17 protein-coding genes and 1 tRNA gene are annotated in these 22,758 nt (G+C 71.6%); 10 read left to right on the top strand and 8 right to left on the bottom strand.

The window, feature by feature from the left end:
• The first annotated feature begins 90 nt into the window (after positions 1-90).
• From ACIBKX_RS05430 to ACIBKX_RS05420, 3 genes are all read left to right on the top strand, one after another.
• Positions 91-2,742 (top strand): alpha/beta fold hydrolase, encoded by a 2,652-nt coding sequence (locus ACIBKX_RS05430; RefSeq protein ID WP_363271812.1) that lies wholly within the window; start codon positions 91-93, stop codon positions 2,740-2,742.
• Positions 2,739-3,593: an ABC transporter permease gene (locus tag ACIBKX_RS05425; protein ID WP_363271811.1), complete on the top strand. Its 855-nt coding sequence runs from the start codon at positions 2,739-2,741 to the stop codon at positions 3,591-3,593. The genes ACIBKX_RS05430 and ACIBKX_RS05425 overlap by 4 nt, the downstream gene beginning before the upstream one ends.
• Positions 3,594-3,699: 106 nt before the next feature.
• Positions 3,700-5,412, top strand: coding sequence for a von Willebrand factor type A domain-containing protein (locus tag ACIBKX_RS05420; RefSeq protein ID WP_363271810.1), 1,713 nt, complete (start codon positions 3,700-3,702; stop codon positions 5,410-5,412).
• A 6-nt stretch (positions 5,413-5,418) separates the two neighbouring features.
• Here the strand turns inward: ACIBKX_RS05420 and ACIBKX_RS05415 are convergent, their stop codons facing one another.
• From ACIBKX_RS05415 to ACIBKX_RS05405, 3 genes are all read right to left on the bottom strand, one after another.
• Positions 5,419-7,125: a hypothetical protein gene (locus ACIBKX_RS05415; protein ID WP_363271809.1), complete on the bottom strand. Its 1,707-nt coding sequence runs from the start codon at positions 7,123-7,125 to the stop codon at positions 5,419-5,421.
• A 78-nt stretch (positions 7,126-7,203) separates the two neighbouring features.
• Positions 7,204-8,421 carry an acyl-CoA dehydrogenase family protein gene (locus tag ACIBKX_RS05410; protein ID WP_363271808.1) on the bottom strand — a complete coding sequence of 406 codons (1,218 nt, stop codon included), beginning with the start codon at positions 8,419-8,421 and terminating at the stop codon, positions 7,204-7,206.
• A gap of 12 nt (positions 8,422-8,433) precedes the next feature.
• Positions 8,434-8,916, bottom strand: a complete 483-nt coding sequence (locus tag ACIBKX_RS05405; RefSeq protein WP_363271807.1) for an SCP2 sterol-binding domain-containing protein — start codon at positions 8,914-8,916, stop codon at positions 8,434-8,436.
• A gap of 181 nt (positions 8,917-9,097) precedes the next feature.
• On the opposite strand from ACIBKX_RS05405, the gene ACIBKX_RS05400 reads away from it, so the two are divergent.
• The 3 genes from ACIBKX_RS05400 to ACIBKX_RS05390 all read left to right on the top strand — a co-directional run bounded on the left by ACIBKX_RS05400 (position 9,098) and on the right by ACIBKX_RS05390 (position 13,655).
• Positions 9,098-9,700, top strand: a complete 603-nt coding sequence (locus tag ACIBKX_RS05400; protein ID WP_363272044.1) for a TetR/AcrR family transcriptional regulator — start codon at positions 9,098-9,100, stop codon at positions 9,698-9,700.
• 213 nt (positions 9,701-9,913) lie between these two features.
• Positions 9,914-11,836 carry an AMP-dependent synthetase/ligase gene (locus ACIBKX_RS05395; protein ID WP_363271806.1) on the top strand — a complete coding sequence of 641 codons (1,923 nt, stop codon included), beginning with the start codon at positions 9,914-9,916 and terminating at the stop codon, positions 11,834-11,836.
• A complete protein-coding gene (locus ACIBKX_RS05390; RefSeq protein ID WP_363271805.1) occupies positions 11,829-13,655 on the top strand; it encodes a GMC family oxidoreductase in 1,827 nt (608 codons plus the stop codon). The genes ACIBKX_RS05395 and ACIBKX_RS05390 overlap by 8 nt, the downstream gene beginning before the upstream one ends.
• Here ACIBKX_RS05390 and ACIBKX_RS05385 read toward each other — a convergent pair.
• Positions 13,641-14,456 carry a response regulator gene (locus tag ACIBKX_RS05385; RefSeq protein ID WP_399375671.1) on the bottom strand — a complete coding sequence of 272 codons (816 nt, stop codon included), beginning with the start codon at positions 14,454-14,456 and terminating at the stop codon, positions 13,641-13,643. The two genes, ACIBKX_RS05390 and ACIBKX_RS05385, sit on opposite strands and share 15 nt — an antisense overlap.
• 680 nt (positions 14,457-15,136) lie before the next feature.
• Here ACIBKX_RS05385 and ACIBKX_RS05380 point away from each other — a divergent pair.
• Positions 15,137-15,811, top strand: a complete 675-nt coding sequence (locus ACIBKX_RS05380) for a DUF998 domain-containing protein (protein ID WP_363271804.1) — start codon at positions 15,137-15,139, stop codon at positions 15,809-15,811.
• Here ACIBKX_RS05380 and ACIBKX_RS05375 read toward each other — a convergent pair.
• From ACIBKX_RS05375 to ACIBKX_RS05365, 3 genes are all read right to left on the bottom strand, one after another.
• Entirely contained in the window at positions 15,789-16,514 is a 726-nt protein-coding gene (locus tag ACIBKX_RS05375; protein ID WP_363271803.1) for a hypothetical protein, read from the bottom strand. The genes ACIBKX_RS05380 and ACIBKX_RS05375 overlap by 23 nt on opposite strands.
• Positions 16,515-16,760: 246 nt before the next feature.
• A complete protein-coding gene (locus tag ACIBKX_RS05370) occupies positions 16,761-17,618 on the bottom strand; it encodes an LAETG motif-containing sortase-dependent surface protein (RefSeq protein WP_363271802.1) in 858 nt (285 codons plus the stop codon).
• A 175-nt stretch (positions 17,619-17,793) separates the two neighbouring features.
• A complete protein-coding gene (locus ACIBKX_RS05365) occupies positions 17,794-19,239 on the bottom strand; it encodes an MFS transporter (RefSeq protein WP_363271801.1) in 1,446 nt (481 codons plus the stop codon).
• A gap of 125 nt (positions 19,240-19,364) precedes the next feature.
• Here ACIBKX_RS05365 and ACIBKX_RS05360 point away from each other — a divergent pair, with 125 nt between their 5' ends.
• The gene (locus tag ACIBKX_RS05360) at positions 19,365-19,724 is read left to right on the top strand and encodes a metalloregulator ArsR/SmtB family transcription factor (RefSeq protein ID WP_363271800.1); all 360 of its coding nucleotides are present in this window, start codon (positions 19,365-19,367) and stop codon (positions 19,722-19,724) included.
• Between the two features lie 139 nt (positions 19,725-19,863).
• Complete coding sequence (locus tag ACIBKX_RS05355) at positions 19,864-20,634, top strand: methyltransferase domain-containing protein (RefSeq protein WP_363271799.1); 771 nt, start codon at positions 19,864-19,866, stop codon at positions 20,632-20,634.
• A gap of 95 nt (positions 20,635-20,729) precedes the next feature.
• On the opposite strand, the gene ACIBKX_RS05350 is transcribed toward ACIBKX_RS05355, so the two are convergent.
• Positions 20,730-20,802: transfer RNA gene (locus ACIBKX_RS05350), tRNA-Arg, on the bottom strand.
• Positions 20,803-21,108: 306 nt separating this feature from the next.
• Here ACIBKX_RS05350 and ACIBKX_RS05345 point away from each other — a divergent pair.
• Complete coding sequence (locus tag ACIBKX_RS05345) at positions 21,109-22,755, top strand: dynamin family protein (protein WP_363271798.1); 1,647 nt, start codon at positions 21,109-21,111, stop codon at positions 22,753-22,755.
• Positions 22,756-22,758 lie beyond the last annotated feature (3 nt).

The following is a 22,758-nucleotide window of genomic DNA, read 5'->3' as shown; positions in this document are numbered from 1 at the left end:
CGGCGGGGCGTCCGCGTACTCCCCAGGTAGGCACCGGGGTTCAGACCACCGGCTGCCTCGGATGTCAGCCCTCGCCCGTACGGTTGACGCATGGATCTACGACTGCCCAGGCGCAGACTGCTCGCCACCGCCGCCGCCCTCGCGGTGCTCGCGGTCGGCGGCACGTGGACGGCCGTCGCCTCCGACGACGCCCCCGCCGTGCACCGCGCCGACCGCGTCATGGAGATGAAGGGCGCGGGCGGCGCGGAGATCGACACGTCGTACTTCACCGCGGGCGACCCCGACACCAAGCGCCCCGCCGTCCTCATCGGCCACGGCTTCGGCGGCAGCAAGGACGACGTACACGACCAGGCGGAGGACCTCGCCCGCGAGGGGTACGCGGTACTGACCTGGTCCGCCCGCGGATTCGGCAGGTCCACCGGCAAGATCGGGCTGAACGACCCGAAGGGCGAGGTCGCCGACGTCTCCCGCCTCATCGACTGGCTCGCCGACCGCCCCGAGGTCCAGCTGGACAAGGACGGCGACCCCAGGGTCGGCCTCACCGGTGCGTCGTACGGAGGAGCGGTCTCCCTCCTCGCCGCGGGGCACGACCCCCGCGTGGACGCCATCGCCCCCCAGATCACGTACTGGAACCTGAGCGAGGCCCTGTTCCCCGACGGCGTCTTCAAGAAGCTCTGGGCCGGCCTCTTCTTCAGCACCGGCGGCGGCTGCGACCAGTTCGAGAAGCGGCTGTGCGAGATGTACGACAGGGTCGCGGTGGCCGGGAAGCCCGACGCCGCGGCGACCAAGCTGCTCGCGGCCCGCAGCCCTTCCGCCGTGGGCGACCGCATCAAGGTCCCCGCCCTGATCGTGCAGGGCCAGACGGACTCCCTCTTCCCGCTGGGCCAGGCGGACGAGATGGCCAAGGCGATCCGCGGCAACCACGCGCCCGTGTCCGTCGACTGGATCAACGGCGGTCACGACGGCGGCGACCGCGAGACGGGCCGGATCAACGCCCGAATCGGCTCGTGGTTCGACCGCTACCTGAAGGACGACAAGAGCGCGGACACGGGCCCTGCCTTCCGTGTCACCCGCACCGGAGGCATCGACTCCACCGACGGCGCCGCGACTCTGCGGGGCGCGAGCGGCGACCGCTATCCGGGCCTGGCGAGCGGCGTGCGCGACGTGCCGCTGACCGGCCGCGAGCAGACCTTCGAGAACCCGGCGGGGGCATCGCCGCCCGCCATCTCCACGCTCCCGGGTGTCGGAGGCGGCGGCGGACTCGCCCAGCTGTCGTCGCTCGGCGTCGGCGTCTCCCTCGACTTCCCCGGCCAGAACGCCCGATTCGACTCGGCGCCGCTGAGGGACGACGTACGGATCACCGGATCCCCGACGGCACGGGTGCACGTGAAGTCGGAGAGCGACGACGCCGTCCTGTTCGCGAAGGTCTACGACGTCGGACCGGGCGGCGGCGCCCAGCAGGTGCTGCCCGCACAGCTGGTCGCGCCGGTCCGGGTGGCGGACGCCAAGCGGGGCAAGGACGTCGACCTGACCCTGCCGGCCGTCGACCACGACCTGCAGAAGGGCCACCGCCTGCGCCTCGTCCTCGCCTCGACGGACCTCGGATACGCCTCTCCGGCGGAGCCGACGACGTACACGGTGTCCCTGAAGAGCGACCTCTCCGTCCCCACCGCGCCCGGAGTGAAGACGGCGGCGGCCCCGCTGCCCGCCTGGGTGTGGTGGCTGCCGATCGCCGGAGCGGTGGTCGCGCTCGCGCTGCTGCTGACCGCGCGGCGGCGGACGGCGGCGCCGGAGCCCGACCCGGACCTCGCGGAAGTGCCGCTGCAGATCACGGACTTGAGCAAGCGGTACGCGAAGTCGACGGACCGTTACGCGGTGCGTGATGTCTCCTTCCGCGTGGAGAAGGGCCAGGTCCTCGGCCTCCTGGGGCCGAACGGCGCGGGCAAGACGACGACCCTGCGCATGCTGATGGGCCTGATCCGGCCGGACGAGGGCGAGATCCGGGTCTTCGGCCAGGCAATCCGCCCGGGCGCACCGGTCCTCTCCCGGGTCGGCGCTTTCGTGGAGGGCGCGGGATTCCTCCCCCACCTCTCGGGCCGCGAGAACCTGGAGCTGTACTGGAAGGCGACGGGCCGCCCGCCCGAGGACGCCCATCTGGAAGAGGCGTTGGAGATCGCCGGCCTGGGCGACGCGCTCGCCCGAGCCGTGCGGACGTACTCCCAGGGCATGCGGCAGCGCCTCGCCATCGCCCAGGCCATGCTGGGCCTGCCGGACCTGCTGATCCTCGACGAACCGACGAACGGCCTCGACCCGCCGCAGATCCGCGAGATGCGCGAGGTGATGATCCGGTACGCGGAGGACGGCCGCACGGTCATCGTCTCCAGCCACCTCCTGGCCGAGGTCGAGCAGTCCTGCACCCACCTGGTGGTCATGGACCGCGGCCGACTCGTCCAGGCGGGCCCGGTCGCCGAGATCGTCGGCTCCGGGGACACGCTCCTTGTGGGTCTCGCGGAGGACATCTCCGACCCGCTGGTGGAGAAGGTCGCCGCGCTGCCCCGCGTGGCGTCGGCGGTCCGCGCTCCGGACGGCGGCCTGCTGGTCCGGCTCGACGGCACGGAAGGCGCGAGCGCCGCCCGGCTGCTGCCCGACCTGGTCCGCCTGGAGTTGCCGGTGGAGTCACTCGGCCCGCACCGCCGCCTTGAGGACGCCTTCCTGACTCTGATCGGAGGGGACGCCGCATGAGCGCCCTTGCTGAGACCGCGCCCGGCTACCGGCCGGGCCGCACGCTGCCGCTGCGGGTGGAGGCGGTGCGGCAACTGAAGCGCAGGCGGACGCTGGTGATGGGCGCGGTGATGGGCCTGCTGCCCTTCGTCCTCCTCATCGCCTTCGCCGTGGCCGGATCACCGGGGGCCGAGAACGGCCGGGTGACGCTGATGGACACGGCCACGGCATCCGGGGCGAACTTCGCGGCGACGTGTCTGTTCGTCTCGGCGGGCTTCCTCCTGGTCATCCCGGTCGCGCTCTTCTGCGGGGACACGATCGCCTCGGAGGCGAGCTGGTCGTCGCTGCGGTACTTGCTGGCGGCACCCGTGCCTCGGGCCCGCCTCCTCTGGTCCAAACTGGCCGTGGCGCTCGGCCTCAGCGCGGCCGCCATGGTGCTGCTCCCACTGATCGCCCTGGCGGTGGGTTCGGCCGCGTACGGCTGGGGCCCACTGGAGATTCCCACGGGCGGCACCCTGCCCGCGGGCACGGCGGCCCAGCGTCTCGTCATCGTCGTGGCGTACGTCTTCGTGTCCCAACTGGTCACGGCGGGCCTGGCGTTCTGGCTGTCGACGAAGACGGACGCTCCGCTGGGCGCGGTCGGCGGAGCGGTCGGCCTGACGATCGTCGGCAACGTCCTGGACGCGGTGACGGCGCTGGGCAGCTGGCGCGACTTCCTCCCGGCGCACTGGCAGTTCGCGTGGGCCGACGCGATTCAGCCGCGGCCCGAGTGGGGCGGAATGATCCAGGGCGCGGTGATCTCGGCGACGTACGCGGTCGTGCTGTTCGCGCTGGCGTTCCGGGGTTTTGCGCGGAAGGACGTGGTTAGTTGAGGGGTCCCCGTAGCCGCATCGAGACTCTTCCGCAACGATTTCGAGCGATCGTTCGCCGTTGCCCCGGCGTCACAGTCATGTGAATCGACGACGCAAGGGGGACGGGATGGGGACCTGGAAGATGCGGCAGGCGTTGCTTGCCGGGGTCGTGGCCGGGGGGCTGGTGCTCACCGGGTGCAGTGGCGGCAGCAGTGAACGAGCCTCCGATACCGCCGACAAGAGCCGACGGGGAAGCGGTGGTGGCGCCACCGCGCCGCTGCCCGCCCCCGCCCCCACCTCGCCGGGCGAGCAGCGGGACGGGAAGCAACCCGAAGGCGACGAGCGGGAGTTCGCGCCGCCCCCCGACTACCTCTCCACCTTCGCCCTCGACGTCGACACCGCCTCCTACGGCTTCGCGCGCCGCACCCTCGCCGAGGGCAGGCTCCCGGACCCGTCCACCGTGCGGCCCGAGGAGTTCGTGAACAGCTTCCGGCAGGACTATCCGCGGCCCGAGGGGGACGGGTTCTCCGTGAACGTGGACGGGGGGCGGACCGATGAGGAGGGGTGGTCGTTGATGCGGGTCGGGCTTGCCACCCAAGGCGGCGAGAAGGAGAGTGAACGGCCGCCCGCCGCCCTCACCTTCGTCATCGACGTCTCCGGTTCCATGGCCGAGCCCGGCCGGCTCGACCTGGTCAAGGAGTCCCTCGGGATCATGACCGACCAGTTGCGCGACGACGACTCCATTGCTCTTGTCACCTTCAGCGACAGTGCCGAGACCGTGCTGCCCATGACCCGGCTCGGGGACCACCGTGGGCGGGTGCATGACGCCATCGACGAGATGGAGCCGACTCAGTCCACCAATCTTGAAGCAGGCATCACCACCGGGTACGACACCGCCGTCGGCGGGCGGCGCGACGGTGCCACCAACCGCGTCGTGCTGCTCTCCGACGCCCTCGCCAACACCGGTGACACCAGCGCCGACGGCATCCTGGAGCGGATCTCCGACGCCCGCCGCGAGCACGGCATCACCCTCTTCGGGGTGGGGGTCGGAAGTGACTACGGGGACGCGCTGATGGAGCAGCTCGCCGACAAGGGTGACGGCCACACCACCTACGTATCGGACAGCGAGGAAGCCCGGAAGGTCTTCTGCGAGCAGCTGCCGGCCAACATCGAGCTGCGGGCGCGGGACGCGAAGGCGCAGGTCGCCTTCGATCCGCAGACCGTCGAGCGGTTCCGGCTCATCGGGTACGACAACCGGCAGGTCGCCGACGACGACTTCCGCGACGACAGTGTGGACGGCGGCGAGGTCGGTCCGGGGCACACCGTCACCGCGCTGTATGCCGTGCGGATGAAGCCGGGCGCCAGTGGGCACGTGGCCACCGCCAACGTCCGCTGGCTCGACCCCGACAGCCGCGCCCCGCACGAGGAGTCCAACCAGATCGAGGCCGGGGACTTGGAAGGCGGGCTGTGGGACGGTGATCGCGGGCTGCGGACCGCCGCCGTCGCCGCGTACTTCGCGGACGCCCTGCGGCACGGGTCCGCCCCCTCGGCCGAGCCCGGCGACCCCGCCGTGCGGCCCGACAGCCGTACGACGAGCAGTGCCTCCGGCCGTCCGACGTCCACAACCTCGGACTACGACCGTGACCATGCCTCCCACTCCGACCCCGGCACGGACTCCGGCCCCGGCGGCCGGCAGTCCGTACCCGGTGGGCCCACGATGGGCGAACTGATCGTTCAGGCCAAGAAGTTGGCCATCGGCGGTGACAAGTCCCTGCGCGATCTCGCCACCGCCGTACAGCAGGCGGACCGGCTCACCGGCGGCGGGGGAGGGACGGACTGAGGCAGGTCACCGCCCGCAGAGCTGCCGCTCCGCCCGTACCGGGTCGTTCGGGAAACGGAACGCGGTGCGCTCCCAGGATCCGGTGATGTTCCGCCAGAACCGGTCCGGCGTCATCGGGTCCCGCGTCGCCGCCCGCAGCTCCGCGAGCGGCCCGCAGGACAGTGCCCGGCGGGCGGCGGCGACGCCCGTCGGGTCGAGGCCGGGCGGCAGCTGCCCGTGGCCCCGGTCGGCGAAGATCCACGTGTCGGGCAGCCGCTTGTCGTGGCCCACCCGGCCGTTGATCCGCTCCGAGTGCGCCGCCAGCGGATAGGCGAGCCCGATCGGGTCGAGCGCGGCCCCGTTCAGCGGGACGACCGTGCCGCTGAAGCCGAGCGTGCTGTAGACGCCGGTCACGGCGTGGGAGTTGGCGGTGACGGGAGTCCGGCCGAGCAGCAGCGTGGGCGTGCCCTCGCGGGCGGCGTCGCGGACCAGGCGGGCGTAGTCGGCGTTGGCCGGGTAGCCCGCGAAGTAGTGGTGGAGGGGGTGCGGGGCCGCGTTCTGCTGGACGTACACCCCGCGCTCGTCCGCCACCCCGCCGGGCCCGATCCGCCCCTCGTAGGGAATGCGCAGCCAGCCCGCGCAGACCAGCGCCCACGCGCCGACGCCCACCCCCGCGATCGCCCACGCGCGTGTGAGCGGTACCAGGAAGACGGGCAGCAGCATCAGCAGCAGGCCCGGCAGGAACATCCGGCCGTGCATGAAGTCGCCGCCCACCTTGATGACGTACGCCCAACAGAGAACCCCGGCGACGACGGGCGCGAACGCGGGGACCAGCGGCGGCGAAACGGTCCAGCCGCGGCGCGCCGGAAGCACCGCCACGAGGATCAACAGGGCGGGCATCCACAGCAGATAGGGCCCGGCGAAGTCCACGAGGTAGGACAGCCCCCGCGTCCACAGGCTCTGCGAGGCCTCCTTGGTCACGCCCGGCAGCGGCATCAGCTGCCCGTAGTAGCCGACCCGGAAGACCTCGTACGCGACCGGAAGCGCGAGCGCCGCCCCGAGGCCGCCCAGTGCGGCCCACCGCGAGGGGCGCACCATCAGCCACTGCGCGCCGAGGAACACGACGGAGACCAGCGCCAGGTCCGGCCGGACGAGCGGACCGAGGCCGATCACCACGCTGCTGACCACCGAATACGGCCGGGTGACGAGCAGCAGCCAGGCCCCCGCGATCCAGCACGTGGCGAGGCCCGTCTCCAGGCCGGACGTGGCGAAGTCCCAGACGGGCGGCAGGGCGAGGAGCACCAGGCAGCCGAGGGGGAGGACCGTCCGGTTCGTCGAGTACAGCCGCAGCGCGCCGAGCGAGGCGAACGCGAACCCGGCGGCGGTCAGCAGCAGTCCGCCGTACATCGCCGCCGTCGCGACGTCGATGCCGGGCAGCCCCGCGAGGGCGAGCAGCCACTGCCAGAGGGTGCCGGTGGAGGACTCGGCGCGCTCGCCCGCGTTGAAGACGGGGCCGTTGCCCGCGAGGATCTGCCGGACCGTACGGACGTAGATGTGCCCGTCGTCGGACATCCACCGCCGCCGGAATCCCGCGACCAGGACGAGCAGGGCGGGCAGCAGGCAGAGGGCGGCGCGTACGTAGGGGCTTGGGGCGGTGAGGGGGCCGCCGCGGTGGCTGTTGAGCAGCCCGAGGGCGGCGTCGGGCTCACGCCTGTAGGAGTGCGTCGACGTCATGATCTTTTCATCGGCGCAGGTCAGGCGCGGCTTGAACGGGACGGCGCGTCGCCCTCGGGCCCACGGCCCGTGGGGGCCTCAGCGGATGTGCCGCCCCGAGATCGCCCGCGCGATCACGAGCCGCTGGATCTCGCTGGTCCCCTCGAAGATCGTGTAGATCTTCGCGTCCCGGTACATCCGCTCCACCGGATGCTCCCTGCTGTACCCCGCGCCGCCGAGCACCTGCACCGCCTTCTCGGTCGCCGCGACCGCCAGTTCGCCGGCCCGGAGCTTGGACATCGAGCCCTGGCCCGCGTCGAACGTCTTGTCGTTGCGCGCCATCCACGCCGCCTGCCAGATCAGCAGCCGTACGGCCTCGATCTCGGTCCGCAGGTCGGCGAGGGCGAAGGCGATCGACTGGTTCTCGATGATCGGCCGCCCGAAGGCGACCCGCGATCCCGCGTACTCCAGCGCGTATTCGTACGCCGCCCGCGCGATGCCGAGCGCCTGCGCGCCCACCGTCGGCCGGCTCACCTCGAAGGTCGCCATCGCCGCCTGGCCGCGCTGCCGCGTGCCGCCGCCCTCACGGACCCGCGCGAGCCGTGCGTCGAGGCGTTCCTTCCCGCCGAGCAGACAGTGTCCGGGCACGCGTACGTCGTCGAGGAAGACATCGGCGGTGTGCGAGGCGCGCAGCCCCAACTTCTTGATCTTCCGGGCGCCTTCGAGACCCCGCGTGCCCGGCGGCACGATGAACGCCGCCTGCCCGCGTGCCCCGAGGGCGGGGTCGACGGACGCGACCACGACGTGCACGTTCGCTATGCCGCCGTTGGTGATCCACGCCTTCTGGCCGGACAGGGTCCACTCGTCGCGCGCTTCGTCGTACGTCGCACGCGTCCGCATCGCCGACACGTCCGAGCCCGCTTCGGGCTCGGACACGCAGAACGCCGCGAGCTTGGGGTCGTCCTCGTCGCCGAAGCACTGCGGAACCCACTCGGCGAGCTGGTCGGGCGTACCGGCGGAGAAGATCCCCGCCACGGCGAGCGAGGTGCCGAACAGGGCCATGCCGATTCCGGCGTCGCCCCAGAACAACTCCTCGTTGGCGATCTGGAGGGAGATCCCCGACGGGTCGCCGAACAGGTCGGCGAGGGACTCGAAGCCGTAGAGGCCGATCTTCGCGGCCTCCTGGATGACGGGCCAGGGAGTCTCCTCGCGCTCGTCCCACTCGGCGGCGGCCGGACGCACCACGCCCGCCGCGAAGCCGTGCACCCAGTCCCGCAGGTCCCGCTGTTCCTCGGTCAGTTCGAAGGAGAAGGGCATCGCGGGGTCACCTCACGCCTTCGGGATGTCGAAGTAGCGGGTGAGGCCGGCCGCGAGTGCCACGTCGCCCGCGACCTTGAGCTTGCGCATCATGAACATCGTGACGGGATTGGCGTTGCCCGAGACCAGCTTGAGGAACTCGGCGTCGGACATCACGAGCGTGACGCGCGGCTCGGCGTCCGTGCGGCCCTCGCGGACGGTGCAGGTGCCCTCCGAGATGTCCGTCTCGTAGACCGCCTCGTCGACGCCGGTGATCTTCCAGCGGATCAGCGCCTTGAGCGAGCCCGCCGTCTCCGGCCTGAACTGCCGCCCCATCCGCCCGAAGACCTCCGAGAGGACGCGGGCGCGCAGCTCGGCGTCCTGTGCGATCTCGGTGATCTCCTTGCCGGACAGGCCCTTCACGATCCTCGCGAACTCCTCGGGGGTCACGCTCGCGAAGTCCAGGCCGGCCAGACCGTCCGCGCCGCCGATGGAGCCGATGCCGCCGTCCGCCATGGCAATCTCCTTACTCTCCAGTAAACTTACTACGGGGTAAGGTAAACCCGGGCGGAGAGGCTGACAAGGCGGAGGGGCCGACAAGAGTGACCGAGCTGGAAGGCTGGCAAGGGTGACGGCGAACCAGAGCCCCGAGGGGCGCAGGCGGCGGGTTCCGCGCCAGGAGCGCGAGCAGCAGATCATGGACGTGGCGGTGACGGTCTTCGCCAAGCGTGGCTATCACGCCGCGTCCGTGGATGAGATCGCCGAGCTCGCCGGGATCTCCAAGCCGATGGTCTACCTCTACCTCGACTCCAAGGAGGGCCTCTTCCTCGCCTGTCTGCGCCGCGAGGCCGACCGCCTGGTCGCCGCCTTCCAGGGCGCCGCGCGGGGCGGCGGCGCGGCGCCCGAACTGCGGCTGTACGCGGGCCTGTCGGCGTTCTTCGCCTTCGTCGCCGAGCGCCGCGACAGCTGGGTCGTGCTGCACCGCCAGGCCTCGGAGCTGAGCGAGGCGATCGCGGCCGCCGTCGCCGACGCCCGGCGCGCGGTGATGGCCCAGGTCGCGGGTCTTGTCTGGGACGGCATCACGGAGAGCGGCGGCGGCTCGCCCGGTGGCCGGCTCTCCGCCGAGGACGCGGATTTCGTGGCCCATGCGCTGGTCGGCGCGGCGGACTCGCTGACCGACTGGATGGGCAGCCACCCCGGCCAGTCGCCGGAGGGCGTCACGCTGCGGCTGATGAACATGGTGTGGGTGGGGATGGGGCGCGTACTGGAGGGGGAGGTGTGGATGCCGCCGCGGGAATGACTTCGACCGCGCCCGCACCTTGAGCGTGTCCGCGCCCGCACTTTGAGCGTGTCCGCGCCAGGGAAGTGACGGTGTCCGTGCCAGGGAAGTGACCGTGTCCGCACCATTGAACTTTCCCTACGCTCAAGTAAGTTGACCTCCCAGTAAGTACGCACCGCACCACCTCTGCACGATCTCCGCACGTCAGCTGGTAGCCGGGAGCCGGGAGCCGTCATGGGCGTACGCAAGGATCTGAAAAGGGCACAACGCCACAGTGAGCTGGCGGAGCGCACCACCGTCGACCTCGTCCGGGACGAGCACGGGACCGTGCGCGAGGCGCGCGTCGCCCCGCTCGCGGCGAAGGCCACCGCGGGCAGCACCGCCGACATCCCCTTCACCAACGCCACAGAAGCACCCGACGCCGTGGTGCTGCGCCGCAAACAGGGCGGCCAGTGGCGGCCGGTCACCGCTGCCGCCTTCGCGCGCGAAGTGACCGCAGTGGCCAAGGGGCTGATCGCTGCCGGGCTCGAACCGGGCGGGCGGGTCGCGCTGATGTCCCGTACCCGGTACGAGTGGGCCGTACTGGACTTCGCGATCTGGGCGGCGGGCGGGCAGAGCGTGCCCGTGTACGCGACGTCGGCGGCCGAGCAGATCGAGTGGATCGTGCGGGACTCGGGCGTCCGGTTCCTGATCGCGGAGACGGCCGAGAACGTGGCGACGGCCGATGCGGCGGTCGCCGACCTCGACGAGCCGCCCCGCGTGCTCTGCCTCGACGACGGCGCCGTACTCGAACTGGTCGACCTGGGCCGGGAGTTGTCCGACGAGGAGGTCACCAAGCGGCGGTCGGCACTCACCCCGGACTCCATCGCCACCGTCTGCTACACCTCGGGGACCACGGGCAAGCCCAAGGGCTGCGTCCTCACCCACGGCAATCTGCACGCGGAGGCCGCGAACACGGTCGACCTGCTGCACCCCGTCTTCAAGGCGATCACCGGACAGATCGCCTCCACCCTCCTCTTCCTGCCGCTCGCCCACATCCTGGGCCGCACCATCCAGATCGCCTGCATGCTGGCGCGCATCGAACTCGGCCACTGCCCGAGCATCAAGCCCGACGAACTCCGCCCCGAACTCCGCTCGTTCCGGCCCACGTTCGTCGTCGGCGTGCCGTACCTCTTCGAGAAGATCCACGACACCGGGCGGGCGACCGCCGAGAAGATCGGGCGCGGGGCCTCCTTCGACCGCGCCGAGGGGATCGCGGTCCGCTTCGGAGAGGCGTATCTGAACAAGTTCCTCGACAAGCGCGGGCCCGGACCCTCGCTCGGGCTCTACCTCGGCTGGGCGCTGTACGAGCTTCTCGTCTACCGGCGCATCCGCAAGGAGGTCGGCGGCCGGCTCCGCTACGCGATCAGCGGCGGTTCCCCGCTGGACCGCCGGCTCAACCTCTTCTTCTACGCCGCCGGGATCATCATCTACGAGGGGTACGGACTGACGGAGACCACGGCCGCCGCGACCATCACCCCGCCGCTGAAGCCCCGCCCCGGCACGGTGGGTCTGCCGGTGCCGGGCACCGCGATACGCATCGCGGACGACGGGGAGGTGCTCATCAAGGGCGGCATCGTCTTCGGCTCGTACTGGAACAACCCGGCCGCCACCGACGCCGTGCTCCAGGACGAGTGGTTCGCCACCGGCGACATCGGGGCCCTCGACGACGACGGCTACCTCACCATCACCGGGCGCAAGAAGGACCTCATCGTCACCTCCGGCGGCAAGAACGTCTCCCCGGCGATCCTGGAGGACCGGCTGCGCAGCCGGGCGCCGGTCGGCCAGTGCATCGTCGTCGGCGACAACCGGTCGTACGTCGCAGCGGTCATCACCCTCGACCCGGAGGCCGTCGAGCACTGGCTCGCCGTGCGCAAGCGCCCCAAGGACACCCCGCTCGCCGAGCTGTGCCGGGACCCGAAGATGATCGCCGAGATCCAGAAGGCCGTCGACTACACCAACCAGGCGGTCTCACGCGCCGAGTCCATCCGCAGATTCACCCTCGTCGAGGGCGAGTTCACCGAGGACAACGGGCTGCTCACCCCCTCGCTGAAGATCAAGCGGCACGCGGTGGCGGCGGCGTACGCGGAGGAGATCGAGGCGCTTTACGGTGAGTGAGGCGAGCGATTCCTCCCGAGGCGCGGCTGGGGCCTCCCAGGACGCGTACGACTTCGATGTGCTGGTCGTCGGCTCCGGCTTCGGCGGATCCGTCGCCGCGCTCCGGCTGACCGAGAAGGGCTACCGGGTCGGCGTGCTCGAAGCCGGGCGGCGGTTCACCCGCGAGACGCTGCCCAAGGACTCCTGGGACCTGCGCAACTACCTCTGGGCGCCCCGGCTCGGGCTCTACGGAATTCAGCGCATCCATCTCCTCCGTAACGTCATGGTGCTCGCGGGCGCGGGTGTGGGAGGCGGCTCGCTGAACTACGCGAACACCCTCTACGTGCCGCCGCCCGCCTTCTTCGAGGACAAGCAGTGGGCGGGCATCACGGACTGGCGCTCGGAACTCGCCCCGTACTACGACCAGGCCCGGCGCATGCTCGGCGTACGCCAGAACCCGACCATCACCGAGGCCGACGAACATCTGCGGGCGGCGGCGGACCGGATGGGCGTGGCGGACACCTTCCGGCTGACGCCCGTGGGCGTGTTCTTCGGCGACGGGGCGGACGCGGGCGGGCGTGATGGAGGTGGCAACGGCAATGGCGGTGCCGGTGGCGCCACCGGCACCAGTCGTTCAACGGACGGACCAGGGGCGGAAGTTCCCGATCCGTACTTCGGGGGCGCCGGCCCCGCCCGTACCCCCTGCACCGAGTGCGGCTCGTGCATGACCGGCTGCAAGGTCGGCGCCAAGAACACCCTCGTGGAGAACTATCTGTATCTCGCCGAGCGGGCCGGCGCCGAGATCCGCGCGATGACCACCGTCGTCTCCGTGCGCGAGGCAGCCGGCGGCCACGAGGTCGTCACCGTTCCCACCGACCGCCGCCGCAGAGGCCCCCGCACCACGCTGCGCGCCCGCCACGTCGTCCTCGCCGCCGGGACCTACGGCACACAGACCCTGCTGCACCGCATGAAGGACGAGGGTCTGCTGCCCCGCCTCTCGGCCCGGCTCGGCGGGCTCACCCGCACCAACTCCGAGGCCCTGGTGGGCGCGGTCACCTTCCCGCGCCGCTACCGAAAGAAGCGCGGCGCGAGCCGCCCCCTGGACTTCACCCGTGGCGTCGCCATCACCTCCTCCATCCACCCGAACCCCACCACCCACATCGAGAACGTCCGTTACGGCAAGGGCTCCAACCTGATGGCGCTGATCTGCGTCCCGCAGTACCGCCGCAACCTCCCCAAACCGCTGGCCGCAGCGCTCGCCTTCCTCAGCCATCCGGTCCTCGTCGCGCGCGTGGCGTCGACCCACCGCTGGTCGGAGCGGACCATCATCGGCCTGGTCATGCAGACCCACGACAACTCCCTCACCACACGGCTCGGGCGCCGCCGACTGCTGACCGCCGAACAAGGGCACGGGGCGCCCAACCCGGTGCACATCCCCGAGGGCTGGGAGGCGGCGGGCCTGGTCGCCGAGCGGATCAACGGCTTCGCGGGCACGAACCTGGGCGAGCTGCTCAACAAGCCCCTGACCGCGCACTTCCTGGGCGGCTGCCCGATCGGCGACTCGGCGGAGTCGGGCGTGATCGATCCCTACCATCGGCTGTACGGCCATCCGGGGATCTCGGTGGTCGACGGCGCCGCGGTCTCCGCGAACCTGGGAGTGAACCCCTCGCTCACCATCACGGCACAGGCCGAGCGGGGGATGGCGTACTGGCCCAACAAGGGGGACGCGGACGGGCGTCCGGACCAGAACGCGGGGTACGCGCGCGTGCCGGCTGTTTCGCCAAGGACACCTGCGGTGCCGAAGGGGGCGTACGGAGAGCTGCGGCTACCACCGGGCTGACGGGCTCTCCCTGGGGTTCACCAGGCCTGCTTCGTAGGCGAGGAGCACCGCCTGGGTGCGGTTGTTGGCGTCCAGCTTCGTCAGGACGTTGCCGACGTGCGTCTTGACGGTCTCCAGGCTGACCTTCAGCCGCGCCGCGGTCTCCCGGTTGGAGAGGCCGAGGGCCATCAGCCGGACGATCTCGATCTCGCGCGGGGTGAGGGTGTCGGTCCGCGAGTCGGTCCGTGAACCGGTCCTTGTGCCGGTCCTTGTGCCGGTCCGAGGCTCGGGGCGGCGGGGCCGTTCGGCGGCCAACTCCCGGATGCTGTCCGGGAAGAGCACGGAGTCTCCGGTGGCGACCAGACGGACGGCGTGTGCGATCTGCGCGACGGGAGCGCGCTTCCGGATGAACCCGCTGGCACCGGCGCGCAGTGCGTCGTACACGTACTCGTCGTTCTCGAAGGTGGTGATGACGACGACCTTCGGCGGCTTCGGCAGCCCGGCGGCCCGCAGCCGCCGCGTCGCCTCGATGCCGTTCATCTCGGGCATGCGTACGTCCATGAGCACGACGTCGGGCTGCGACGCGACGACCAGCGGGAGCACTTCGGCCCCGTCGGCGGCCTCCGCGACCACGTCCAGGTCGGACTGGGCGGAGAGGAGGGTGCGGAGGCCGGTGCGGGTGAGCGCACGCCGCGCGGCGGCCGGGTCGCTGTCCATCAGCTCCCCGGCGACGGCGGCCTGGATGGTGGACGCGGTGAGCGTGTGGCCGATGGAGTCGTGCAACTCCTGGGCCAGGGCGTTCCGTCGGGCGAGTACGCGCATCTCCTGCTCGGCGGCGGCAAGGCGCTCCGCGGCGCGCGGCCCGAGCAGTCCGCGGGCGGCGACCCGCAGCAGGGCGGCCCCGCCGAGCACGGCGCACACCGCCACGGCGAGGCACACGACGGCGACGACCGCGGCCCACGCGCCCGACCACCCGCCGCGCACCCGCAGTTGCGCCCCGAGCCAGTCCATCTCCCCGCCCCCGCCCAGCCAGACGGCGGGGAAGACCGCCGCCGCGAAGGCCAGCAGTCCCACGGCGACGGTGACCGTGCCGCCGACGGCCATGTGCGCGCCGAGATAGGCGGCCGTGCGCACCCGGTCGACCGGCGCGATCCGCGGCTCCGTCGGCGCGGGCAGCCCGACCCCCAACTGCCGTCCGGCCAGCCGCACATGCCACCGCCGCGCCCCGCCGGCCGCCCCCATGGCACCCACCACGAGGACCGCCGAGAGGCAGAACCCCACGACGCGTACGACCGCCGGGAACTTCGGCGACGCGACGAGGAGCGCCACGGCCAACGGCACCGCACCCAGGACGGCGCCGAGGACGGCGTACGCCATGTATCGCACGTATCTGCTCACCATCCGCCGAACGCTACCGGTGCCCCCGTAGCCGCACCTCCCCCGAAAGAGCCAGCTCAGGACAGCGATGTGCGTGGCCCGCCGGGCCTGCCAAGGTGCCCCGCATGAAAGCAGAGCGGGCAGTATGGGCAAGAACCGGAGCGATCGTCTGGGTCGCGAACGCCGTGCAGTTCCTGGCGGTGCAACTGATCGTGGGCGCCGCCTGGGACACCCCCTACAGCTGGACGGCCAACAACATCAGCGACCTCGGCAACGTCCACTGCGGGGTGTGGGACGAATCCCGGCCCCGCTATGTCTGTTCGCCGATGCACGACGCGATGAACGTGTCCTTCGCGCTGTACGGCGTACTCCTCCTGGCGGGAATCGTCCTGACGGCGGCGGGCGGCCTCTGGGGCGCGGGACGCGTGTCGCGCGCCGCCCAGCTGCTGTTCGTGCTGAACGCGGGGGCGTGGGTGGTGGTGGGCCTCGCCCCCGCGGACGTGGACGAGGACCTGCACGTCCTGGCCGCGTTCGTCATCATGGGCCTCGGCAACATCGGCCTCGCACTCACCGCATGCGCCCCGCGCGGCACGCCGCTGGGCACTCTCCGCCCCGTCTCCCTCGCCGTCGCGGCGACCGGAATCGTCGGCGCCTGGCTGTTCTTCGCCCAGTGGGATCCGGGGGCGTGGCTGGGCCTCGGCGGCCTCGAACGGCTCGCGGCGTTCGCGCCGGGCGTCTGGACCCTGGCGGCGGCCGGCGCGGCGCTCTCCGGGCGGGTCAGGAGCGCGGTGCCCGCTTGATCCGGTCGAGCTGCTTGTCGATCACCGTCTCCAGCGGGAAGCGGGGGTCGAGCTGGGCGCCGCGGTCGCTGAAGTCGGCGGTGAGGCCGCCCACGCGTACGACGATGTGGCGGTCGATCACCGGGTTGCCCTTCGCGTCGTCCATGCTCAGGTCGAAGGCGACGGCCTCGTCGCCGAGCCGGGGCGCCTTGCGCACGGTGATCCGCGAGTCGAGTTTCTTCTCCGGGGTCTGCCCGGTCAGGGACTTACACGTCTTGAGCCCGTCGGCCAGCCCCCGGAACTGCTCGGCGGCCCCGTCCCCGGCGTACGAGCCGAGCCAGGTACGGCCGCCCCAGCGGTCGGTCTGCCACCAGAAGTCCTGGATCATGTTGGTGTCCGAGTCGTGCATGACCAGCGCGTCGTACACCCCTTGGCAGCCGCGGCCCGCCATGACGGACGGCGGATCGTTCTTGGGGACGGGCCCCTGGGTGGGCGCGCTGTCGACCTCCGGTACGTCGTCGGCGTGCAGGAAGAGGGCCTTCAACTGGGCGGTGGTCAGGGGCTTTTCGGTGGCGGGGGAGGCCGAGGGTGACTCCGACGGCGAGGCCGAGCCCTTGGCGTCACCGCCATCACCGGCATCCTTGGACGCGTTGGGCGCGTCGGGTGTTTTGTCCGCGCCCTGAGTGTCGTCCGCCGGCAGGCATCCGACGAGAAGCAGGGCCATCGAGCCGACTGCCGCGACGACAGCGGCACTTGCCGCCCCGCGGGTTCTCTTCCGTACCGCCATCACCGCTGTTGCCCCCTGGGCCCCTGATCCGCTGATCCGCCACGCCGAGATCTCCTGCGATCTCCTTGAACCCCTACATGTACATGATGAGGGCTCACGCGGCGAACGCCCGCACGGGTACGCCGGTGCGGGCGCTGGTGGGACTTCGCCGCGTGAGTCGGCCGGCAGTATCAGACGGCCGTATCAGACCCCTGTCGAGGCCTTGCGGCGGCGTACGGCGAACAGGACGCCCGCGCCCGCGACGACGGTGGCGCCACCGGCGGCGGCGACGAGCGGCGCGCTGCCGGAGGCGCCGGTCTCGGCGAGGTCGTCGTGGGCCGACGCGGAGATGCTGGCGTGCTTGACCTCCTGGCGGCCCGTGCCGCCCTGGGCGTGGTTCCGGTCGACGACGGCCTGGTCGTCCTTGCTGCCCGGCTTGCCCTCGGCGTCCTCGACCTTGCCGGGCTCACTGCCCGCGGCCAGGACCGTGAAGTCGAACTGGCTGATCTTGTCGAAACCGCACTGGCCGTCCTCGCCGTACGAGTGGGCCGTGGTGAAGAAGTACCCGGAGCCGGCCTTGGCGTCCGCGGCGATCTTGATGCGGAGCTTGGAGTCGACGTACTCGCCGGGAGCGATGCTGCCCACGGTGGCGAAGTCCTGGTTGTCGTTCCAGCCTGCGCCCCCGCCCTCGACGGGCTTCCACGCGCCGGTCTGCGGGTCGAACCACTCGACGGTGACGCCGAGTTCGGCCACGTCACCGATGGCCGGGTCGGCGGTGCCGAGATAGAAGCTGAGGTCGGCCTCCATCACCTTGACCGTGGAGACGTTGCTGACGCGGTAGGTGTACTCGTGCCACCCCGACCCCGCGACGATCTTCCCCGGCAGATCACGCAGCTCCGTCTTGCCGCGGTCCTCCTCGGGAATGCCGGAGCAGAACGCGGGACGGGTGTACGTCGGCGAGGGGCTGGCGTCGCTCGCGTACGCGGAAGGGCCGGCGAGCAGGGACGCGGAACCGATGGCGAAGGCGACAGCGGCAGTCGCCAGGGCACGGTGGGGCCTCATGGATGCCTTTCTTGAAGACTGAAGCAGGGGGCGCATACATGACCCCCGTCCCGCCGATCGGGTTGCACGCGAGAGGGACCCAATCGGCGTGATCTACCTCACGTCTCTGCTCGCTGTCGCCCGCTGTTGCGTGCTGTCGTGAGCCGTCGCGAGCCGCCGCTAGCCGTCGCGAGCTTCAGAGGCTGGCGTGCAGCTCGTCCGTCACGAGCCGATGGCTGTGCCGCCAGCCGTCGGCGTTGAGGAGGTGCGGGTGGTCGGACGCGAGGTCGCTGTGCTCGTGCTCGACCACCGGAGCCGCTGCGGCTGCCGCTGCGGCTGTGACTGCGGCTGTAGCTGTGACTGTGGCTGTAGCTGTAGCTGTAGCTGTAGCTGTGACTGTGACTGCGGCTGTAGCCGTGACTGTGGCTGTGCTCCGGGTCCGTGCTGGCCACAGTCGCGACGCGAACGCCGCCGAGCCCAGGGTGATGCCGCCGAGGACGGCCACGGCCCAGCCGAGTCCCGCCGTCGCGCCCACCCAGCCGGCCAGCGGGTACGTCAGCAGCCAGCACGCGTGCGAGAGGGAGAACTGCGCCGCGAAGGCCGCCGTACGCTCCTCGGGCGGCGCCGCCCGCCGGATCAGCCGCCCGGTCGGCGTGAGCACCAGCGAGCCCCCGGCGCCGAACGCCGCCCAGGCCCCGAGCAGCGCGGGCCAGCGCCAACCGCCGCCCGGCGCGAGGGTGATGAGGCCGAGCCCGCCGAAGGCCGCCACCAGCAGCAGAGCGCCGCCCAGCATCACGGCCCGGTCGGTGACCCGGTCGAGGAGGCGGGGCAGCAGCAGGGCGACCGCCATCGACCCGGCGCCGTAGACGCCGAGCGCGAGGGACAGCGCCCCGACCGACAGGCTGAACACTCCTCGCGCGTACACCACGGAGTTCACGGTCACCATGGCGCTCGCGGCGGCCACCGCCAGGTTCAGCGCCAGCAGGGAGCGCAGCTGCGGCAGCCGGAAGAAGAGGCGGCTGCCGGCCGTGGACCTGGCGTAGACGCCACCGGTGCGGTCCGGGGCGGGGGCCGGTTTGGGCAGGGCGGCGGCGAGCACCAGGGCCCCGGAGCCGAGGAAGCCCAGCATGGTGCCGGTGAAGAGCCAGTTGTACGTCATGACGGTGAGCAGCAGTCCCGCGAGCGCCGGACTGAACAGGCTCTCCAGGTCGTAGGCGAGCCGGGACAACGACAGCGCCCGCGTGTAGTCGCGCTCCTCGGGCAGTACGTCGGGGATGACGGCCTGGAAGGTGGGCGTGAACGCCGCCGATGCGGCCTGCAGCAGGAAGATCAGGACGTAGACCTGCCAGACCTCGCCGACGAAGGGCAGGCACAGGGCGACCGCCGCCCGGATCAGATCGGCGCCCACCATCAGGGTCCGGCGCGGCAGCCGGTCCGCGACGGCGCCGATCGCGGGGGCGATGAGCACATAGGCGGCCATCTTGATCGCGAGCGCGGTGCCGAGCACCTGACCGGCGTCGTCGCCCGCGATGTCGTACGCGAGCAGGCTGAGCGCGACCGTGGCGAGGCCGGTGCCGGTCAGGGCGATGACCTGGGCGGTGAACAGGCGTCGGTAGGCGCGGTTGCGCAGGACGGACAGCATGCGGCGGTCTCCCTGGCGGACGGAGTCTCGGGCAGCGGCTTCTGCCGACCAGTGTAGTTCTCATGTGCGCATCTGCGCACATTTTGACGAGACCCGATGGGCCGCCCCGGCTCTAGGCTGGGCGCATGCCCGAACGCAATCCCGTCCCAGCTGCATCCCATGCGCACCTACGGGATCCCGACAGCGCCCGGCTCGCAGAGGCGACACGGGTGTTCGCGCTGCTCTCGGACTCCACCCGGCTCCATGTCCTGTGGCTGCTCGCGCTGGACGAGGCGGACGTCGGCTCCCTCACCGAGCAGTGCGCGGCCTCCCGCACGGCCGTGAGCCAGCACCTGGCGAAGCTCCGTCTCGCGGGCCTGGTGGAAACCCGCAGAGAGGGCCGCCACGTCTACTACCGCCTCACCGACGGCCACTTGCGCCGCCTGGTCATGGAGGCGCTCAGCCACGCGGACCACAGGGTGACGGGCCAGGCCCCGCACGACTGAGGGTCGGCCCCCTGCTCCGGCCGAATGGCGAGACACTCCCGGAACCGTCCGCCGGACGCCCCCGTCACAACTGGGTGTCCAAGTCCGAGATCTGACGATCTGTCTGCGGATCTGTCAGACGACCTGGGGGGAAAGCCTGATGAGCGCAGTAGGGAGGGGCACGTCGTGGGCGAAGTCCGGGGTCAAACGGCTCCTGGGACGTGCTGGATTCGACATCGTGCGGAGCACCAACAACAGGGGTGGTGTGGAGGACTTCTTGCCGTTCGAGCCGACGATGCGGGCCGCGCGGGCGGCGGGCATGTCGGTCGGCGACTACCTCGACGAGGTCATGAACGGAACGCCCGGCGCCACGCGGTCCACGATCGACGAGCTCCGCGCACTGGGCGTCTTCGCCGCCGACCCGGCCACGGTGCTTGAGATCGGCCCGGGTTCCGGACGGTACCTGGAGAGGACGCTGAAGGAGTGCTCGCCGGCCCGCTACGAGATCTACGAGACGGCGGCGCCGTGGGCCGACCACCTCGTGGAGACGTTCGGCGTGATCGCCCGCCCGACCGCGGGCTGCACCCTCGCATCGACACCCGACGGCAGCATCGACCTGGTCCAGGCCCACAAGGTCTTCAGCAGCGTGACGTTCCTCTGCTCGGCGCGCTACTTCTCCGAGATGGCGCGCGTCACCCGACCGGGCGGCCGGATCGTCTTCGACGTCATGACGGAGACCTGCCTGGACCCGGCCGCGGTCCACACCTGGGCGACACGGGGCGACGAGGGACACGGCCCCTACCCGGCCGCCATGCCCCGCCGAACCTGCGTGGACCTCTTCGCAACCCTCGACTGCACCCTGGAGGCCGACTTCCTGGCCCCGCTGGGCGTCGGCACCACGGAGGTGCTCGTCTTCAGAAAGGCGTCGTGACGGGCAACAGCAAGAAGCCCTCCTGAAGGGAGGGCGAAAGGCCGCACGGGAGAGCGAGACACCGCACGGAGCGCAAACACCGCACGCTCAAAAAGCGCCCCCGGCAGGACTCGAACCTGCGGCCAAGCGCTTAGAAGGCGCCTGCTCTATCCACTGAGCTACGGGGGCCGGGTGGTGGCCGGTGGCCTGGAGCCCGGGTGGGACGAGCCGTGACCTTGCCGGGGACAAGGATAGGGCTCCGGGGTCCTTGTCCCTGGTGCTTCGCCTCCGCCGCACTATGTGGAGGTTCGGTGAAGCGGTCCTGATAATCGCAGGCAGGTACGAATCCTGCATCGCTTTTGGCGTCTCACGCCCCGGGTGTTGTGCACTCGTTATGCCTGCGCCCCAGTCGCCCCTTCCGTCCCATGTGTCCGATCGGCGCGCAGAGACGCTCATATGCTTCAGAAAGCCGCCAAAATTGGGCATTCTTCGCATGTGGTGACCTTGGACGTACGGCCTCAACTGCTCGACGCACTCTCCGCCCTGCGCGAGCGTGTCGCCGCCGCACGCTTTCCGCTCCCCCTCGCGGGGGCGCCACGCGCGCGTGCCAACCGCGACGAGCTTCTCGCGCAGCTCGACGACTACTTGGTGCCCCGGTTGCGGGCCCCCGAAGCACCGCTCCTCGCGGTGATCGGGGGTTCCACCGGAGCCGGCAAATCGACACTCCTCAACTCCCTCGTGGGACGGCAGGTCAGCGCGGCCGGCGTGCTGCGCCCGACCACCCGCACGCCCGTCCTCGTATGCCATCCGGAGGACCACCACTGGTTCGCCGGAATGCGTGTACTGCCCGACCTCACGCGCGTGTGGCTGCCCCGGCCCGAGCCCGCGGAGGGGGACGAGGCCGACGACGAGGACGGCGACGACCTGCTGGCACCCGGCCCCGAAGGCGAGCGCGCGCTGCGCGTCGAGACCGTGGAGACCCTCCCCAAGGGCCTCGCCCTCCTCGACGCCCCCGACATCGACTCCCTCATCTCCGAGAACCGGATCCTCGCCGCCGAGCTGATCTCCGCGGCCGACATCTGGGTCATGGTGACGACCGCGTCCCGGTACGCCGACGCCGTGCCCTGGCATCTGCTGCGTACCGCCAAGGAGCACGACGCCACCCTCGTCACCGTCCTCGACCGCGTCCCGCACCAGCTGGTGACCGAAGTCTCCCGGCAGTACGCGGCGCTGCTCACCAAGGCGGGCCTGGGCGAAGTGCCCCGGTTCACCGTGCCCGAGCTGCCCGAGTCCACCGGCGGCGGCGGACTGCTCCCCGCCACCGCCGTCGCCTCCCTGCGCGCCTGGCTCACCCACCGGGCGCAGGAACCCACGGCCCGCGCCCAGGCCATCGTGCGCACCGCGAGGGGCGTCATCCAGTCCCTCGACGTACGACTGCCCGAGCTCGCCGGAGCCGTCGCCGCGCAGTACGCCGCCGCTCTGCGCCTCACCTCCGCCGTCGACGAGGCGTACGAGAGCGAGCACGCGCGCGTGCGGGAACGTCTGCAGGCGGGAGCCGTGCTCGCGGGCGACGCGCTGAAGCGGTGGCGCAGCTACCCCCTGGACTGCGGCGCCGACGAGCTCCTGGACGCCGTGTCGGAGAGCCTGGAGGCGCTGCTGCTGTGCGCGGTGACCGCCGCCGACGAACGGATCGACGAGGCCTGGCGGCGCGAGCCCGCCGCCGCGGCCCCCGGACTCATGGACCGCGTCCGCGCCCCCGAGAGCGCGGAGGACCGCATCGGGATGGCGGTCCGGCGCTGGCGGCGCGTCCTGGAGGAGTACGCCGAGGACGAGGTCCGCGGCCTCGACAAGCTGGAGAAGAACCTCGTCCCCGACTCCGAAGTGGTCGCCGCCCTGCTCGCCACCGCCCTGCTCGGCGGCCGCCGCGCGCGCTCCGCGGGCGAGACCCTCGCCGAGCGGATCGGCGCCCACGGAGCGCTCCGGCTGCGGGACCGCGGCGGACGCCTCCTCAGCAGCTATCTCGACAACGTCCTCGGCGCGGAACGGGAGCGGCGCCTCGCTCCTCTCGACGCGCTCGACGTGAACCCCGAACCCCAGGCCGAACTGATCGCCGCGCTGTCCGTACTGCAGAAGGAGAGGTGACCG

The sequence above is a fragment of the Streptomyces sp. NPDC050658 genome, from assembly GCF_044457025.1.
GTDB lineage: Bacteria > Actinomycetota > Actinomycetes > Streptomycetales > Streptomycetaceae > Streptomyces.
Note: the sequence above shows the minus strand (reverse complement) of the source record. Positions and strands in the feature narration are given on the sequence as shown.

Bases quoted from the DNA above. Each gene is read 5' to 3' on its own strand.
- ACIBKX_RS05430 (WP_363271812.1), top strand. From the start codon at position 91: ATGGATCTACGACTGCCCAGGCGCAGACTGCTCGCCACCGCCGCCGCC.
- ACIBKX_RS05425 (WP_363271811.1), top strand. From the start codon at position 2,739: ATGAGCGCCCTTGCTGAGACCGCGCCCGGCTACCGGCCGGGCCGCACG.
- ACIBKX_RS05420 (WP_363271810.1), top strand. From the start codon at position 3,700: ATGGGGACCTGGAAGATGCGGCAGGCGTTGCTTGCCGGGGTCGTGGCC.
- ACIBKX_RS05415 (WP_363271809.1), bottom strand. From the start codon at position 7,125: ATGACGTCGACGCACTCCTACAGGCGTGAGCCCGACGCCGCCCTCGGG.
- ACIBKX_RS05410 (WP_363271808.1), bottom strand. From the start codon at position 8,421: ATGCCCTTCTCCTTCGAACTGACCGAGGAACAGCGGGACCTGCGGGAC.
- ACIBKX_RS05405 (WP_363271807.1), bottom strand. From the start codon at position 8,916: ATGGCGGACGGCGGCATCGGCTCCATCGGCGGCGCGGACGGTCTGGCC.
- ACIBKX_RS05400 (WP_363272044.1), top strand. From the start codon at position 9,098: ATGGACGTGGCGGTGACGGTCTTCGCCAAGCGTGGCTATCACGCCGCG.
- ACIBKX_RS05395 (WP_363271806.1), top strand. From the start codon at position 9,914: ATGGGCGTACGCAAGGATCTGAAAAGGGCACAACGCCACAGTGAGCTG.
- ACIBKX_RS05385 (WP_399375671.1), bottom strand. From the start codon at position 14,456: ATGCGCGTACTCGCCCGACGGAACGCCCTGGCCCAGGAGTTGCACGAC.
- ACIBKX_RS05380 (WP_363271804.1), top strand. From the start codon at position 15,137: ATGAAAGCAGAGCGGGCAGTATGGGCAAGAACCGGAGCGATCGTCTGG.
- ACIBKX_RS05375 (WP_363271803.1), bottom strand. From the start codon at position 16,514: ATGGCCCTGCTTCTCGTCGGATGCCTGCCGGCGGACGACACTCAGGGC.
- ACIBKX_RS05370 (WP_363271802.1), bottom strand. From the start codon at position 17,618: ATGAGGCCCCACCGTGCCCTGGCGACTGCCGCTGTCGCCTTCGCCATC.
- ACIBKX_RS05365 (WP_363271801.1), bottom strand. From the start codon at position 19,239: ATGCTGTCCGTCCTGCGCAACCGCGCCTACCGACGCCTGTTCACCGCC.
- ACIBKX_RS05360 (WP_363271800.1), top strand. From the start codon at position 19,365: ATGCCCGAACGCAATCCCGTCCCAGCTGCATCCCATGCGCACCTACGG.
- ACIBKX_RS05355 (WP_363271799.1), top strand. From the start codon at position 19,864: ATGAGCGCAGTAGGGAGGGGCACGTCGTGGGCGAAGTCCGGGGTCAAA.